Consider the following 15,266-nt stretch of genomic DNA (forward strand, 5'->3'; position numbering starts at 1 on the left):
CGAGAGATCAGACGCGCGAGTCCTGACGCGGGATCCAGACCTGCTTGATGATGATCAGGATCGACGCGGTCACGGGCACCGCGACCAGTGCACCCAGCAGGCCCAGCAGCGTGCCACCTGCGAGAGCGCCGATGACCACCAGCGATCCCGGCACCGACACGGCCTTGTTCATGATGCGAGGGGTGAGCACGTACGCCTCGATCTGCATGTAGATCAGGTACGCGATGGCGAAGATGAGCGCCTGCCACGGGTCTGAGAACAGGGCGATCGACGATCCGATCACCCAGAACAGCACCGAACCCACCAGCGGGATCAGGGTGATCAGGAAGGCGATGGTGGCCATCAACGGCGGGAACGGCAGCCCGAGCACCAGGTACATGATCAGCACGAAAGTGGCGTTCATGAAGGCCAGCACGACCATGCCCTGCACGTAACCGCCGACCGAGTCGGTGATCTGGTCGGTGAGGTCGCTGGCGCGAGCACGGTCGCGGGCCGGGGCCAGGCGCAGCAGCGACGTCTTGATCGAGGGCAGACCCGCGACGAAGTAGAGGGTCAGCACGAGTACGACGATGATGCCCGAGATGCCGGTGGCGATCGAGGTGCCGATCTGCAGCGCGCCGCCGCCGATCGCCTGCCACGTCTGGCCGCTGGTGAGGAACTTCTGGAGGTCTTGCACGAGCGTCGCGAACTGATCGCCGAACTGCCCCTGCAGCCAGGCGTACACGTCACTGTGCATGAAATCCGAGATCAGGCCCGGCACCGACCGCACGAACTGCGCGATCTGCTCGACCACGACCGGGATGATCATCAGCAGCACGAGGGCGAGCACGCCGAGCAGACCCAGCAGCACGATGAGCACGCTGATACCGCGCGAGAGCCCACGGCGTTCCAGGAACCGCACCGCCGGATCGAGGCCCAGTGCCGCGAACAGCGCGAAGGCGACGTAGATCAGCACCGTTGACAGATTGGCCAGGGTGAGTGAGAGCAGGAACGCGGTCAGCCCGCCCAGCGTGACGAGAAAGCCGAAGACGAACGGCTTGTCGATGCGGGTCCAGAACGAACGGCTCGGTGCCGGAGCGTCGACCCCTGGGCGCGCAGCATCCGTCTTCCGGTCCGTCTGCGCGGTCGCGACATCGCTCGGCGGCGTCGCCGCCGGCTCGGACTCCGTGTTCTCTGCTGAGCTCATGACGAACACTCTAGGGCGCGACCCGGTATGCGCACCGTCGATACCCGCCCGCTGCGCGCAGAATTCTCGACATCGTGCGCGAATCGCGCTCGGCGGCTGGCTATCGTGGGAGAGCGAACACCGGGAGGATCATGTCTGACGCCGCTGACCAGGTCGCCGAACAGGCTGCTGCCGAGCTGCTGCGCCTGCGCGCCAGCATCGACAACATCGACGCCGCACTGGTGTTCATGCTCGCTGAGCGCTTTCGCTGCACGCAGCAGGTCGGCACGCTCAAGGCGACGCACAGCATGCCGCCGTCTGACCCCGCGCGCGAGGAGCAGCAGACCGCCCGTCTGCGTGCGCTGGCAGAAGAGGCGCACCTCGACCCCGAGTTCGCCGAGAAGTGGTTCAACTTCGTCGTCGCCGAGGTCATCCGCCATCACACCGAGGCGGCCGAGGGGCGCTGACCGTCTGCAGGCCTTGACCGTTCGGCGTGGTCAGGCCAGTTCGTAGGCCAGCACTTGCGCGGCGACGCCGTGCAGCACCGCATCGCGCACCTCGCTGCCGCGCACCTCGACGTGCGCGCCCGGCAGGCGCGCCGACATCAGCGCGGTCTCGGCTGCGTGACACAGTCGTTCGCCCAGCAATGCGGTGTCTCCGCTCAGCACCACCTGGGGCAGATCCAGGGCCGAGACGATCGCGGCCAGCGGGGCTCCGAGCCGGGCGCCAGCTTCGTCTCGCACCGCATCTCGGGCTGTCTCGTCAGGAGCGTTCTCACAACGCTCGGCGAGCACGGCGAGCCACACGTGCACGCACGTGCGGCTGCCGCAGACGCACTCCCGACCCGCGTCGCCCCCGACATCCAGGTGGGCGAGCTCGCGGGCGGTGGAGGCGTCGGCGGTGTACGCGGTGATGATCGCGGTGCTGGTGACCGCACCGAGACGCACGAGCAGGAACTCGTCGGTGCCGTGCCCCGCTTCGGCGCGAGCGACGACGTCGGCTTCGAGGCCGGTGTGCACGGTCAACGACGCGGTGGCCGGCTGAGCGGCCAGGGCTGCGTTGCATGCCGTGATCTCATGCCGCTGGTCGAGTCCGATGCCCAGTCCGATGCCGAGCACCGCGGCGTCGGACTGCTTGACGAGTCGCGCCGCGATCGCGGCGACGGACGCGGCGACGTCGGCATCGGGATCGCGGGCGACCTCGCTGCGCAGCAGGACGCTGCCGTCGGGCGCGCAGACCGCTCCGACGATCCAGTTCCGTCCGGTGAGGTCGATGGCGATCGACTGCACGGCCCGCCGGTCGATCTCGAGCATCACCGATGGTTTGCCGACGCGCACCTCTTGGCTCTGCCCGGTCTCGATCACGATCCCCGTGGCGAGCAGTTCGCGGATCACCTCGGTGATGGTCGGGCGCGCCAGGCCGGTCATGCGCGCCAGGTCGGCGCGGCTCGCGGTCTCTTCGCGGAGCAGGGTCTGCAGCACGACGGCGCGGTTGTGCCGCCGGGTGCCGTGCACCGGAAGCTGCTGCGCGGTGGCCCGCGCCGAGAGCGATACGGTCTCGGCCATCGTGCTCCTTCGGGTCGGGTGTCGCCGGGATTACTTAGTTCAATGACTAAACTTACTGTTCGAGCGTATGCTCGGCGCCGACGGATGTCAAAGATCCTCTCGACGCCCTATCGCAGAAAGGACCGCGGATGCTCGACGTGGACCTCGACGGTCAGGCCCTTGTGCGGCGCCTCAATGTGCGCCGCGCGCTGCAGCTGGTCTTCGATGGCTCGGGTCGCGAGACCCGCGCGGGGATCGCCAGGGCGACCGGGCTCACGGCCGCGACGGCGTCTTCGCTGGTCGCCGAGCTGATCACGCGCCGGCTCGTCGTCGAAGTCGGCCCCGCGGCGAGCACCGGTGGAAAGCGGGCGACGACGCTGGCCGTTGATGGATCGCATCACCTGCTTCTGGTGACGGTCATCCGGTTCAGTGATGTGCAGGTCACTCTGGTCGCGCTCGACGGCGCAGTGGTGCACGACGAGCGTGAGTCGTTCACTCCGGTGGATCGCGATGAGCGGATTCGCGGGTTGATCTCACGCGTCGGGCGACGCTACTCCTCGCGTCTGCTCGCCGCCGCGGTGCAGCTGCCCGGCGCCACCGACGGTCAGCGCGTGCTGCAGAGTGTGCAGCTCGGGTGGGTGGATGTGCCCCTGGCAGCCCAGATCGCGGATGAGCTCGGCGTGCCGACCCTGCTGGTCAACGACGTCGACGCCGAGGCCGTCGCCGAGATGACGGTCGCCGCCGACACATCCGGACGCCGTCTGTTCGTGCATCTCGGTATCGGCATCGGGGCCGCGATCACGCTGGACGGTGAACTGGCGCCGGGGCCGTCCGCCCGGGTCGGTGAGATCGGGCATGTGCCGGTGGTGTTCGGTGACGACGCCCACGATTGCGAGTGCGGGCGCCGCGGATGCCTGGAATCGGCCGCCTCGATGACGGCGATGTTGGGTGACGGATTCGTCGAGGGGATGGATGCCGCCGCCTTCGACGCGCTGGTCGCGGCCGCTGATCCTGAGCGGCTCACCGCGGGCGCGGTCGCACTGGGACGGGTGATCACGATGCTCGCGGCGATGCTGGATCCGGCCGAGGTTGTGATCGGCGGCGCCATCGCGGGGCTCGGAGAGGGCTTCTTCGCGCAGGTCCGGGCGCAGGCCGGCGTCGCACCGACGGGTGCTGTCACGGTGCCGGTACGCGTGGCGACCTCGGGCGTCGGCGGGCACGTGGGGGCGGCGCAGTTGGCGCTCGGCTCGGTGTTGGGGGTGCGGTGGTGCGCGGGGCAATTGAGGGCATCCGAACCTCGGTGAACCCTCCCGCTCGTCGGTTCATTGAGGTATTGTGAGCGTTAAGCCGCTCAAACAATCAAAAACTTACACCCACGAGCGTCGGGTGGCCCGAGCCGAGGAGTCAGATATGACAGACACGACCGCCGGCGCGCACATGCGCGCAGAACTCGCATCGCAGCCCGAGACCTGGGCGCGTGCAGCAGGCATGCGCACCGCGCAGGCGCTGCTGCCGGCATCTGGTGCTCGCATCGCCGTCGTCGGCTGCGGCACCTCGTGGTTCATGGCGCAGTCGTACGCCGCCCTGCGCGAGAACGCCGGGCTCGGCGAATCCGACGCCTTCACGGCATCCGAGGTCCCCGCCGATCGCGGCTACGACGCGATCGTCGCGCTGACCCGCTCGGGCACCACCACCGAGGTGCTCGAACTGACCGAGCGCGTCAAGGGCAAGACCCCCGTCATCGCCGTCGTCGGTGACGACACCTCGCCCCTGGTCGACCTCGCCGACACCGTCATCGCGATGCCGTTCGCCGACGAGCAGTCGGTCGTGCAGACCCGCTTCGCGACCACCGCGCTGGCACTGTTCCGCGCATCGCTCGGTGAAGACCTCGACCCGGTGATCGCCGACGCGCAGGCCGTGCTCGACAGCACCGACGACGCCGAGCTCGGCGCCGCAGAGCAGTACAGCTTCCTCGGCCTGGGGTGGACGATCGGCCTCGCCCACGAAGCCGCACTGAAGATGCGCGAGTCGTCGCAGTCATGGACCGAGTCGTACTCGGCCATGGAGTACCGCCACGGCCCCATCGCCATCGCCGCCCCCGGCCGCATCACCTGGCAGTTCGGCACGGCCCCCGACGGCCTGCAGGCACAGGTCGAAGCCACCGGAGCCCGCTTCGTGCAGCACGCCGTCGACCCGATGGCCGACCTGGTGCGCCTGCACCGCGTCGCACTCGACCGCGCCGTGGGCAAGGGCCTCGACCCCGACCAGCCCCGCAACCTGACCCGCTCGGTCATCCTCGACGACTGAGCCCCGACCACCCGACGAGAGAGCACGTGAGCACCTCAGCCACTGACCCCACCGGCATCCCGGACGTTCCCATCGACGCCTCGGGAGAGAAGCTCGCGCGCGCCGCGTCCATCGGACACGGCGCCCCCGTCCTCGCATTCGACGTCGGCGGCACCGACATCAAGTCGGCGCTGTTCGACGGCGACGGGACCGCTCTCGGCCTGCGCCGCACGCCCACCCCGGCGGGCGGCGCAGGCGCCCCTCAGCGCCTCATCGACCGGCTCGCCGAGCTGGCCGATGAACTGCGGGCACAGCACCCCGACGTCGTGCCCCAGGCCGTAGGCCTCGTCGTCCCCGGAATCGTCGACGAGCAGGCCGGCGTCGGGGTGTTCAGCAGCAACCTCGGATGGCGCGACGCGCCGATCCGCGACCTCGCCGCCGAGCGCTTCGGGCTGCCCGTCGCGTTCGACCACGACGTGCGCGCGGCCAGCTGGGCCGAGCACGTGCTCGGTGGCGCCCGCTCGTACCGCAACTCGGTCGTGCTGATCATCGGCACCGGCATCGCCGGCGCCATCCTCATCGACGGCCGCCCGCACACCGCAGGCGGCTACGCCGGTGAGATCGGGCACTCGCCGATCGGCGAATGGCCCTGCCCGTGCGGAGCGCGCGGATGCCTCGAAGCCATCGCCTCGGCCGGAGCCATCTCGCGCCGCTACGCCGAGGCCTCGGGCACCGACCTCGGCGGGGCCAAGGAAGTCATCGCGCTGGCCGCAGCCGGCGATGCGACCGCCGACCGGATCTGGAACGAGGCGCTCGACGCCCTGGCGTTCTCGATCGCGCAGCTCACCGCCGTGATCGCCCCCGAGGCCGTCGTCATCGGCGGCGGACTCTCGCGCGCCGGCGGCGCCCTGTTCGACCAGCTGAACCTGCGCCTGCGCGACCGGCTCAGCTTCCACCGCATCCCGAAGCTCGTGCCCGCCGAACTGTCTGGCAATGCCGGCATCCTCGGGTCGGCCCTGCACGCCCGCGAGCTCGTCGGGAGCACCGCATGATCGTCACCGTCACCGCGAACCCCGCCCTCGACCTCACCTGGCACGTCGAGAAGATCGTCGCCGGCGGCACCCACCGTGCGGATGCCGGTGCCGCGCGCGCCGGCGGCAAGGGCCTCAACGTCGCCCGCGTCGCCCACGCGCAGGGCGCCGCGGCGCTCGCGATCACCACCACCGGAGGCGCAACCGGGGCCGAGTTCACGGCGGAGCTTGAGGCGGCCGGCGTGCCGCACGTGCTCGTGCCGGTGACAGCCGCCACCCGGCGCAGCATCGCCCTCGTCGATGAGGCGCTCGGTGACACGACCATCGTGAACGAGCGCGGCATCGCGCCGACCGCCGCCGAATGGGACGCCCTGCGAGACAAGGTCGCGATGGCGCTCGCCGCCGGTCCCGCCGTACTCGTCATCTCGGGCAGCTTCCCGCCCGCGACGCCCGACGACGTGCTGCCCACGCTGATCGGCCTCGGCCGAGCAGCCGGCGCGACCGTGATCGTCGACACGTCCGGTCCGTCGCTGCTCGCCGCGGCGGATGCCGGTGCATCGGTGCTCAAGCCGAACGAGCACGAGCTGGCTGAGGCGACCGGCCTCGACGACCCGGTCGACGGCGCCCGAGAGCTGCTGCGCCGCGGCGCCGAGCTGGTGCTTTTGTCGCGCGGCGCCGACGGGATGCTCGCGGTCACCGCGGCGGAGGCCGGCGCATACGAACGGGGGGCCGACACGCCACATGTCGGACGATCCCCGGCATCCGGTCCGACATCTGGCGTCTCGGCCCCCGGAACGTATCGTGCGCACCCGCCGGTCGACATTCTGCACGCCCGCCTCGGCACGGCTCTCGCCGGCAATCCGACGGGTGCCGGCGACGCGGCCGTCGCCGCGTGCGCCGTACTGATGGATGCCGGCATCCACGACCCCGCGCAGATCCTGCGTCGCGCGACCGCGTGGTCGGCGGCCGCCGTGCTCATGCCCCTCGCCGGAGAGATCCACCCCACGTGGACCGAGCTGGAGAGCGCCCTGATCCTCACCCCGAAGGAGACCCGATGACCCTCGTCTCAGCCCGCGACCTCATGCGCGCATCCGCCGCCGTCGGCACCGGACTCGGCGCCTTCAACGTCATCCACCTCGAGACTGCCGAAGCCCTGGTGGCGGCCTCCGAGCGCGCCTCGCTGCCAGTGATCCTGCAGATCTCGCAGAACTGTGCCGACTACCACGGCGGTCTTGAGCCGATCGGGTGGGCCACGCTCGCCATCGCCCGCCGCGCCGAGACGCCCGTCGCCGTGCACCTCGACCATGCCGAGCGCCCCGAACTCGTCGACGAAGCCATCGAACTCGGCTTCGGATCGGTCATGTTCGACGGCGGCAAGCTCGACTACGACGAGAATGTCGCCGTCACCGCCGACGTCGCCGCCCGTGCCCGCGCCGCCGGCGTCTACATCGAGGCCGAACTCGGTGAGGTCGGCGGCAAGGACGGCGCCCACGCCCCCGGTGTGCGCACCGACCCCGACGAGGCACGTGCCTTCGTCGGGGCGACCGGTGTCGACTCGCTGGCTGTCGCGGTCGGCTCGTCGCACGCCATGCTCGACCGCTCAGCCGCGCTCGACATCGACCTGATCGGGCGGCTGCGCGCCGCCCTGCGTGGCGCGGGCCGCGACGGTGCGGACGTGCCGCTGGTGCTGCACGGCTCATCGGGCGTCTCGGACGACGTGATCGTGCAGGCCGTGCACGCCGGTATGACCAAGATCAACGTGTCGACCCACCTCAACGGGTTCTTCACGCGCGCGGTGCGCGAGACGCTCGCCGCTGACGAGAACCTCGTAGACTCGCGCAAGTACCTGCGGCCCGCACGCGAGGCCGTTGCCGAAGAAGCGGCGCGGATGCTGCGGCTGTTCGCCCTGGTCTCCGACTGAGCCGCGCACACCACCCCAGGACCACCATGAACCGCGCCGCACGCCTGAACGCCATCCTCGACCTGCTCGCGGCGCAGGGCGAGGTGAGCGTCGATCAGCTGGTGGATCGGTTCGGGGCATCCGCGGCGACAACCCGACGCGACCTTGACAGCCTTGCCGACCGGCGGCTGCTCACGCGCACCCACGGCGGGGCCGTGGCGCAGTCCGTGGCGTACGAGCTGCCGATCCGGTACCGCGGGCACCAGGGTGGCGCGAAGGAGCAGATCGCGGCGACCGCAGCGGCGCTGGTGGTGCCCGGGCAGGTCGTCGGGCTCTCGGGTGGTACCACCACCAACGCCATCGCGACGGCACTCGCCGCCCGCGACGATCTCGCAGAGCTGGGACTCACGGTCGTCACGAACGCGGTCAACATCGCCGCTCAGCTCGCGATGCGCCCCGAGTTCAAGGTCGTCGTCACCGGAGGAGCAATCCACCCGCGCAGCTTCGAGCTGGTCGGCCCGTTCGTCGAACAGCTGCTCTCGGGCATCCGCCTCGATGTCGCCTTCATCGGCGTCAACGGGCTCTCGGCGGCGTCGGGCGCCAGCACGCACGATGAGGCCGAGGCCGCCGTGAACCGCCTGATGGCGCAGCGGGCCGGTGCGGCCTATGCCGTGGCCGACGCGTCGAAGCTCGGAACCGAGGCCTTCGCGCACGTGGGCGGGCCGGAGCTGTTCCCGGTTGTGCTGACGGATGCCGCTGTCACCACCGAGCAGCGCGCAGCGCTGACGGATGCCGGGTATGAGGTGCGCGCCGGCTGACTTCGCGCGTACCGTTTCGGGTGGCTCAGGCCCCGATCAGAGCCCGCGAGAGCCCGCTGCCTGCGCGAAGATCAGGCTGGTGCTGGTCGAGGCGACCTCGGGGCGCAGGCTGAGGGTGTCTGAGACCAGCTCGCGCAACGCGGCAGCATCCGACACCGCCACGTGTACGAGGAAGTCCCGGTCTCCGGCCAGGAAGTACACCCGCTGGGTCGCGGGCAGATCCTCGAGATAGCTCTGGAATCGGCGCAGGTCGCCGCGGGCATGAGCGTGCAGTCGGATGGTGATCAGCGCCTCGAGGTGCAGCCCAATCGCGGCCGGGGCGATCTCGGCGTGGAAGCCGACGATCACGCCACCTGCCTGCAGGGCGCGCACCCTCTTCAGGCACGTCGACTCGGCGATTCCGGCGATGCGGGCCAGCTCGGTGTTCGAGATGCGGCCGTTGCGGCTCAGTTCGGACAGCAGGGTGCGGTCGACGGCATCCAGACCGGGTTGAGCTGTGGTCGAAGATTCGGATGCCATGAGACTCACTTCTTCCCCGCTGGGGCAATAATCCGACTGTTCCTGCACCACTGTACGCAGAATCTTCGAACTTTCCCCCAGCGCATCGTCGAGATCTGCATAATCGCAGGTAGCGGGCATCTCGTCGCGCCCGCGCGAAGCACACCGCAGCAGTCTCAGGAGGACGCAATGACGCGCACGATCGTCGTCGGAGCCGGAATGGTCGGTCTCGCCACGGCATGGCACCTGCAGGAACGCGGCGTCGAGGTCACGGTCATCGACCGCGTCGGCGTCGCCGCCGGGTCGTCCTGGGGCAACGCCGGCTGGCTGACGCCCGGCAAGACCATTCCGCTCGCCGACACCGGCCTGTGGACGTACGGGCCCAAGGCCCTGCTCGACCCCGACGCGGCCCTGCACGTGCCGTTCCGGGTCGACCCGGGCCTGTGGGCGTTCCTCGCGCAGTTCGCAGCGCACGGCACCCACCGCGCCTGGGACCGCACCATGGCCGACCTCACACCGATCGACCGGATCGCTTTGGAGTGCTTCGACGAGCTGATCGACGGCGGCGTGCAGTCGTGGACCCGCGAGGGGCCGTTCGTGATCGGCTTCAAGGAAGAAGCCCACTCCAAGGGCTTCCTGCATGAGATTGACGGCGTCATCCGCCACGGGCAGGACGTGCCGTTCGAGAAGCTCGAGAACCCGCGTGTGCTCGCGCCGGTGCTGTCGGATGCCGTCCGTCACGCATACCGGCTCGACGGCCAGCGGTTCTTCGAGCCCGGACCCTTCATGGAGGCACTCGGCCAGGCGTTCATCGACCGCGGTGGCGAACTGCTCACCGGCTACGACGTCGTCGACGTCTCGTCGACGCGTCGCCCCGTGGTGACGATGTCGAACGGCGAGCGTCGCGAGGCCGATTCCGTCGTCATCGCGACGGGAGCGTGGATGCCCGCGCTGGCCCGTAAGCTCGGTGTGCGCACCCGCGTGCAGGCCGGTCGCGGATACTCGTTCAGCGTCGCGACCGAGGTTCCGCAGGAGCACCCGGTGTACCTGCCGTTCCAGCGCATCGCGTGCACGCCCTACGAGGGACGGTTCCGCATCGCCGGCACCATGGAGTTCCGCCGACCTGACGAGCCCTTCCAGCCGAGCCGAGTGCAGGCGATCATCGCCCAGGCTCGTGAGATGTTCACCGGCATCGACCTCGACGACCGTCAAGACGAGTGGGTCGGCTCGCGACCGGTCACCCCGGACGGGCTGCCGCTGGTCGGCGAGACCCAGGCGCCCAACGTGTACGTCGCCGGCGGGCACGGCATGTGGGGCATCGTGCTGGGGCCGGCGACCGGCAAGCTGCTCGCCGAGCAGATCGTCACGGGCCGCGTCGACCCCATCATCAAGCCCTTCGACCCGCTGCGCTGAGCGGCGACGTCTGCCGGGCAAGCAGAGACGCACCGGATTGTTCAGTCCGGTGCGTCTCTGATCTGGTCCCGACCGAAACGACTATCCCAGCACGATGCGTCCCGCGTGGCCATGGCCGTCGAGCGCGAACTCGACGGTGAGCGGCGACGTCGATACGACCCGCACTCCGGCATCCGCCTCGACGACGGTCGTCCCGGTGCCCTTCGGCAGGGTCACGCGCGCCACGTCCTGGGTGCGGCTGGGGTCCGCCAGGGCGATCGTCGTGCGCCCGTCGTGCTCGCGCACGGCGAGCGAGCAGGGTCCGGTGGTCTCGTATCCGCCCGCCGATCCCCCGGCGAAGAAGTTCGCGAGGGTGAGTCCATCGCGCGCCGCACGCACCATCTGCGCCACGGCGTTGTTCGCGACGACGGCGACGCTCGGCCGGCCCGACTCGGCGAAGGTCGCGCTGTGCGCGACGTTCGGCATCATCAGGTAGGCGTATCCGCCGCCCGACGGGTCGGTGCCGTGGTGGTGGGTGATGGTGACGTAGTCGCGGGTCTTGACCTCGTCGGAGCCGCCCGTGTCGGAGCCCGAGTTGATCGTGCGCCAGTCGCCCGTGCGCCGCACGACCTGCACGTCGATGTCGCCGCTGACGTTCTCGCCATCGAGCAGCACGTATCCGCCGTGCCCGGCGATGTGCACGTTGCGCGAGACGGTCACGGCCGCGTCACCGGCGGTCATCGCGCGGTTGCGGTTGTCGGTGCGGATGCGCGGCACGTCGCCTGCGGGGAATGATCGGTTCTCGATCGTGGTGAACACGTCGAAGCCGGATGCCGACGTGACCCCCGCACCCAGGCAGACCACCTTGTCATCGAGGAAGAACCACGACTTGCGGGCGCTGAGGCTCTTGTTGTGGTTCAGGTGGTCCATGCCCTGGACGCCCCAGCGGTCATCGAGAGCAAGACCGCCCGCGAACGGCTGGTACGCCCGGGGGATGCCCGTGCCGTCGGTCGCGCCGTTCTGGCGCGGTTCTGCGGTGACCGTCGTGCCGGGCAGGCGGTACGGGTCGATGGTCGGCCAGAAGTCGTCGGCGAACTGCCCGGGGTCGGTGGGGGAGTAGATGAAGGTGAGCCCGTCGCCCTGGTACCAGCCGACGTTGTTCTCGCGGTTGCCCCACTCGTAGCGGCCGATGCGGTTCGATGACACGTTGACGACGGCACTGAAGTCGGGGCGGTGGTGCACGAGCCGGTCCTGGTCGCCGAAGGCCTTGGTGTACACCGGCGCCGGCGCCGGAACCACTGAGTCGTCGCCGAGGACCGAGGTGACCAGCAGCGACTTCGCGACGGTCTGCGAGGGCAGGCCGTACTGCTGCTCGGTGCTGCGCTGCAGCCAGCCCTTCACCAGCGACAGGTAGCGGCTGCGGTACGGCTCGCCGGCGCCGGGGGCGAGCAGCAGGATGGCGGTCATGGCGCCGGCACCGTCGACGTAGTCGGGCGCCTTCTGGCGCGAGACGGCACGCCCGCGCACGGTGTCCATCATGCGACCGTTCCAGATGAACGGTGCGTAGGCGGCTTCGACAGCATCCAGGATCACCGACTTGTTCGGATCGACGACGTCCCACGTGCTGCCGCCCAATAGCCCGAGGATCTCGGCCAGGCCGCTGAGCGTGACCACACCGTACGTGCCGATGTAGGGCAGGTAGCCGTGCTGCACGAACGAGCCGTCGGTGTAGAAGCCATCACCCTGCGTGACGTAGCCGAAGACGCTGTTGCGGCCGTCGCCCACGGTGTCGCTGAGGGCGTCGCGGGCCATCGCGATCTCATCGGGGCGGTTGTCGAGCATGCCGCGAAGCGCGCAGGAGAGTGCCTTGTCGGTGCGGTTGGCACCGGTCTCGGCGAAGGTGGTGCCCCGGCCTCGCCAGTTGGGGTTGGGTGCGAAGTGGCGCACGGCGCCGAGTAGTGCGGTGCGCACGTCGGCGGGGACGACGTCGTACATCAGCACGAGCGTGTCGGCGGCCTTGCGGGGTACGCCGATCTCCCAGAACCACCAGTTGCCGACGCGCGGGTGGCCGGCGACGTAGACGTCGGTGCTGAGGTAAGCGAGCGCGTCCGCGATGTCGGATGCCAGTGTCGGGTCCTGGTACTGGGCGCAGCCCGCGGTCGAGTAGGCCAGGGCCAGACTGAACAGACGGTTGAAGGTGACGCCCATGTTGCCTGAGAGCGTCGAGCCGCTGACGCCGGCGAGGGGCAGGTCAGCCCACACGCCGGGCGCGCCGATCGGGCGCACCATCGCGCTCCACGAGTCGGCGGTGGCGTCGCTCATCTGTCGCAGCACGTCTGCCAGTTCGGGCACCGAGGCGGCGCTGCCGTCGCCGACGAGCATCACTCGCCGTCGTTCGATGAGTGCGGCGAGGGGATCGGCGGATGCTGAGGTTGCGGTGCGTGCGAATGCGGCATTCGCGGGCTGGGCGGTCATAGTGACCAGTGCGCCCGCGCCGAGCAGGGCGAGGAACGCGCGGCGGTTCACGGTGGGGATGGACATCTTCGGCCTCCTGGGGAATCGGCGGAGACACCTACGGTAAACGCTTTCTGTGCTGCTGTACAGGGGTTGTGAACGCTTGATCCGTTCGGGCGAACGTTCGTTCGCGTGCCTACTCGAACTGCCGGGCGTGCGCGGTCCAGCCGGATTCGGTCGGAAGCGACCGCAACGGCCGGTTGACCAGCGCCAGCAGCACGGCGATCGCGCAGAGCGCCGCGCAGAAGATGATCGTCGGGGTGCGGCCCGCCCACGCGAGTCCGAAGCCCGCGATCAGTGGGGCCAGCGGCATCGCGCCCATGCCCAGCACGCCGGCGGCGCTGTTCGCGCGCCCGAGCAGACGTGAGGGTGTGGCGACCATGAAGTAGCCCATCAGAGCCGCGTTCAGTGCCGGCAGCAGGAACACGGCGCCGGCGAACACGATCGAGATGCCCACCGGGGTGTCGACGACGCTCACGATGCTCGCGCCCGCCGTGGTGGTGATCAGGCCCAGCAGTACCAGGGTGCCGGTCTTCACGCGCGGCACGAGCAGTGGTGCGACGAGTGCGCCGGCGAGCATGACCGCCCCGATCACGGCCGACAGCATGCCGATCGTGACCTCGGAGTGGCCGTCCTGCTGCAGCGAGTAGATCACGGTGGTGACCGTCGAGGTCAGGCCCAGGTTGATGATCGTGATCAGGACGAGCACGCTGCTCAGGTCGGGCCGCGAGAACAGCCAGCGGAAGCCCTCGCGGATCTCGCGCAGCATCCCCCGGGTGGGGCGCTCGCCTGCGGCATCCGCATCTGTGCCGGCGTCCGCTGCATTCTCGTCAGGGATCGGATGCTCGGGATCGCGCCGCTCGGCGCGGCCCAGCACCCACGCGGTCGCGGCGGCGAACGCGTACGCGGCCGTCATGACCGCGCCGACCACCCAGGCGCCGGCGGCGAGCAGCGCACCGCCGAGCGGGCCGCCCGCGAGCTGCAGTGCGGCGTCGCGCCCCTGGTTGGCGGCCTGCGCCCGGCCCATCGCCTCGTCGGGCACGACCTGCTTCAGCGCGCTTTCGCTCGCCGGCTCGAATAGTCCGGCGCGCACGCACAGGGCGACCTCGAGCAGGAGCAGGGTGAGAAAGGTCAGCGATTCGAAGAACGCCAGCGCCGTGAAGGCCGCGCCGACGAACGTCGCGATCAGTGCGCCGACGAGCATCATCGCGATGCGGTTGTGGCGGTCGGCGAGTGCGCCGCCGATGAGTGTCGTGACCAGTCGCGTCGCCATGCCGACGCCGCCGATGATGCCGGCCTGAGCCGGGTCATTGGTGACGAAGAGGGCGACGAGCGGGATCGCGAAGCTGAACAGTGTGGTGCCCAGGCCCTTGCCGGTGTCACTGGTGAGCCAGAGCAGGTAGCGGCGGTTGCTCCAGAGCCGAACAGGGGGCGCTTCGATCGTCATGTCGCCAGAGTAACCGCGCAAGAAAACTTGCGCAACTAGAATTGCGCAAGTTCTGATGACTAGACTGCGGGGATGGGAAGCGGCTCGGCGGAAGGCAGAAGCGGCGCCGCCGTGATGACCTCGGCGATGCTCAAGGCGCTCGCCAATCCGTTGCGCCGCCGCATCATCAACGAGCTCGTCCGGCGCGAGTACGCTCGTGCGGCCGACCTGTCGGCCGCACTGGAGGTGCCCGCGAACTCGCTCAGCTTTCACCTGCGGGTGCTCGCCGAGGCGGGCCTCGTCGAAGAGGACCCCGACCGAGCCCGCGACCGGCGCGACCGGGTCTGGAAGCCCGTCGAGTTGCACGCGCTCGAACTGGGTACTCCCGAGCAGCCCGTCGCCGACGCAGCTGCGGCGGCCGCTTTCGTGGCGCTCATCGCCGACGAGCATCACGAACTCGTGCGTCGCGTGGTCACCTGGGCGCCCGAATACACCCAGGGGCGCGATCCCGTCATTCGCGGCACGTTCGAGCAGCGCAACGTCCGGCTCACACGCGCCGAGCTCATGCAGGTGTTCGAGAAGGTCAGCCAGGTCTTCCGCGAGGCCGAGCAGGCACACGACCGCGACGACCCCGACTCCCTGTTCTGGAACATCGACATCGTCGCGGCCGACGAGACGATCTGAGCAGACGT

Annotated in this window: 14 protein-coding genes; 9 read left to right on the forward strand and 5 right to left on the reverse strand. The window is 69.9% G+C overall.

Going from position 1 to position 15,266, the window contains the following annotated elements; genetic code table 11:
- Positions 1-7: 7 nt before the first annotated feature.
- Complete coding sequence (locus JF543_RS02245) at positions 8-1,186, reverse strand: AI-2E family transporter (protein ID WP_206821346.1); 1,179 nt, start codon at positions 1,184-1,186, stop codon at positions 8-10.
- A gap of 131 nt (positions 1,187-1,317) precedes the next feature.
- On the opposite strand from JF543_RS02245, the gene JF543_RS02250 reads away from it, so the two are divergent.
- On the forward strand, positions 1,318-1,632 hold the full coding sequence (locus JF543_RS02250; RefSeq protein WP_179409485.1) for a chorismate mutase: 315 nt from the start codon (positions 1,318-1,320) through the stop codon (positions 1,630-1,632).
- 30 nt (positions 1,633-1,662) lie between these two features.
- On the opposite strand, the gene JF543_RS02255 is transcribed toward JF543_RS02250, so the two are convergent.
- Positions 1,663-2,730 carry a winged helix-turn-helix transcriptional regulator gene (locus JF543_RS02255; protein ID WP_206822608.1) on the reverse strand — a complete coding sequence of 356 codons (1,068 nt, stop codon included), beginning with the start codon at positions 2,728-2,730 and terminating at the stop codon, positions 1,663-1,665.
- A 128-nt stretch (positions 2,731-2,858) separates the two neighbouring features.
- Here JF543_RS02255 and JF543_RS02260 point away from each other — a divergent pair, with 128 nt between their 5' ends.
- The 6 genes from JF543_RS02260 (at position 2,859) to JF543_RS02285 (ending at position 8,744) form a co-directional block, all read left to right on the forward strand.
- Entirely contained in the window at positions 2,859-4,013 is a 1,155-nt protein-coding gene (locus JF543_RS02260) for an ROK family protein (protein ID WP_206822609.1), read from the forward strand.
- Between the two features lie 106 nt (positions 4,014-4,119).
- Positions 4,120-5,016 carry an SIS domain-containing protein gene (locus JF543_RS02265; RefSeq protein WP_206822610.1) on the forward strand — a complete coding sequence of 299 codons (897 nt, stop codon included), beginning with the start codon at positions 4,120-4,122 and terminating at the stop codon, positions 5,014-5,016.
- Positions 5,017-5,042: 26 nt separating this feature from the next.
- Positions 5,043-6,047, forward strand: coding sequence for an ROK family protein (locus JF543_RS02270; protein WP_347401069.1), 1,005 nt, complete (start codon positions 5,043-5,045; stop codon positions 6,045-6,047).
- Positions 6,044-7,084: a 1-phosphofructokinase family hexose kinase gene (locus JF543_RS02275; RefSeq protein ID WP_179409481.1), complete on the forward strand. Its 1,041-nt coding sequence runs from the start codon at positions 6,044-6,046 to the stop codon at positions 7,082-7,084. The genes JF543_RS02270 and JF543_RS02275 overlap by 4 nt, the downstream gene beginning before the upstream one ends.
- A complete protein-coding gene (locus JF543_RS02280; protein WP_206822611.1) occupies positions 7,081-7,947 on the forward strand; it encodes a class II fructose-bisphosphate aldolase in 867 nt (288 codons plus the stop codon). Before JF543_RS02275 ends, JF543_RS02280 begins: the two co-directional genes overlap by 4 nt.
- A gap of 26 nt (positions 7,948-7,973) precedes the next feature.
- Positions 7,974-8,744, forward strand: a complete 771-nt coding sequence (locus JF543_RS02285; protein WP_179409479.1) for a DeoR/GlpR family DNA-binding transcription regulator — start codon at positions 7,974-7,976, stop codon at positions 8,742-8,744.
- A 36-nt stretch (positions 8,745-8,780) separates the two neighbouring features.
- Here the strand turns inward: JF543_RS02285 and JF543_RS02290 are convergent, their stop codons facing one another.
- Entirely contained in the window at positions 8,781-9,263 is a 483-nt protein-coding gene (locus JF543_RS02290) for an Lrp/AsnC family transcriptional regulator (protein ID WP_179409478.1), read from the reverse strand.
- A gap of 168 nt (positions 9,264-9,431) precedes the next feature.
- Here JF543_RS02290 and JF543_RS02295 point away from each other — a divergent pair, with 168 nt between their 5' ends.
- Positions 9,432-10,655, forward strand: coding sequence for an NAD(P)/FAD-dependent oxidoreductase (locus JF543_RS02295; protein ID WP_206822612.1), 1,224 nt, complete (start codon positions 9,432-9,434; stop codon positions 10,653-10,655).
- Between the two features lie 81 nt (positions 10,656-10,736).
- On the opposite strand, the gene JF543_RS02300 is transcribed toward JF543_RS02295, so the two are convergent.
- Together JF543_RS02300 and JF543_RS02305 are read right to left on the reverse strand one after the other, a co-directional pair.
- The gene (locus tag JF543_RS02300; RefSeq protein ID WP_242519374.1) at positions 10,737-13,175 is read right to left on the reverse strand and encodes a polysaccharide lyase 8 family protein; all 2,439 of its coding nucleotides are present in this window, start codon (positions 13,173-13,175) and stop codon (positions 10,737-10,739) included.
- 109 nt (positions 13,176-13,284) lie between these two features.
- On the reverse strand, positions 13,285-14,595 hold the full coding sequence (locus JF543_RS02305; RefSeq protein WP_206822613.1) for an MFS transporter: 1,311 nt from the start codon (positions 14,593-14,595) through the stop codon (positions 13,285-13,287).
- 72 nt (positions 14,596-14,667) lie between these two features.
- Here JF543_RS02305 and JF543_RS02310 point away from each other — a divergent pair, with 72 nt between their 5' ends.
- Positions 14,668-15,258: an ArsR/SmtB family transcription factor gene (locus JF543_RS02310; protein WP_206822614.1), complete on the forward strand. Its 591-nt coding sequence runs from the start codon at positions 14,668-14,670 to the stop codon at positions 15,256-15,258.
- Positions 15,259-15,266: the final 8 nt, after the last annotated feature.

The sequence above is a fragment of the Microbacterium esteraromaticum genome (assembly GCF_017303215.1).
GTDB classification, from domain to species: domain Bacteria; phylum Actinomycetota; class Actinomycetes; order Actinomycetales; family Microbacteriaceae; genus Microbacterium; species Microbacterium esteraromaticum_C.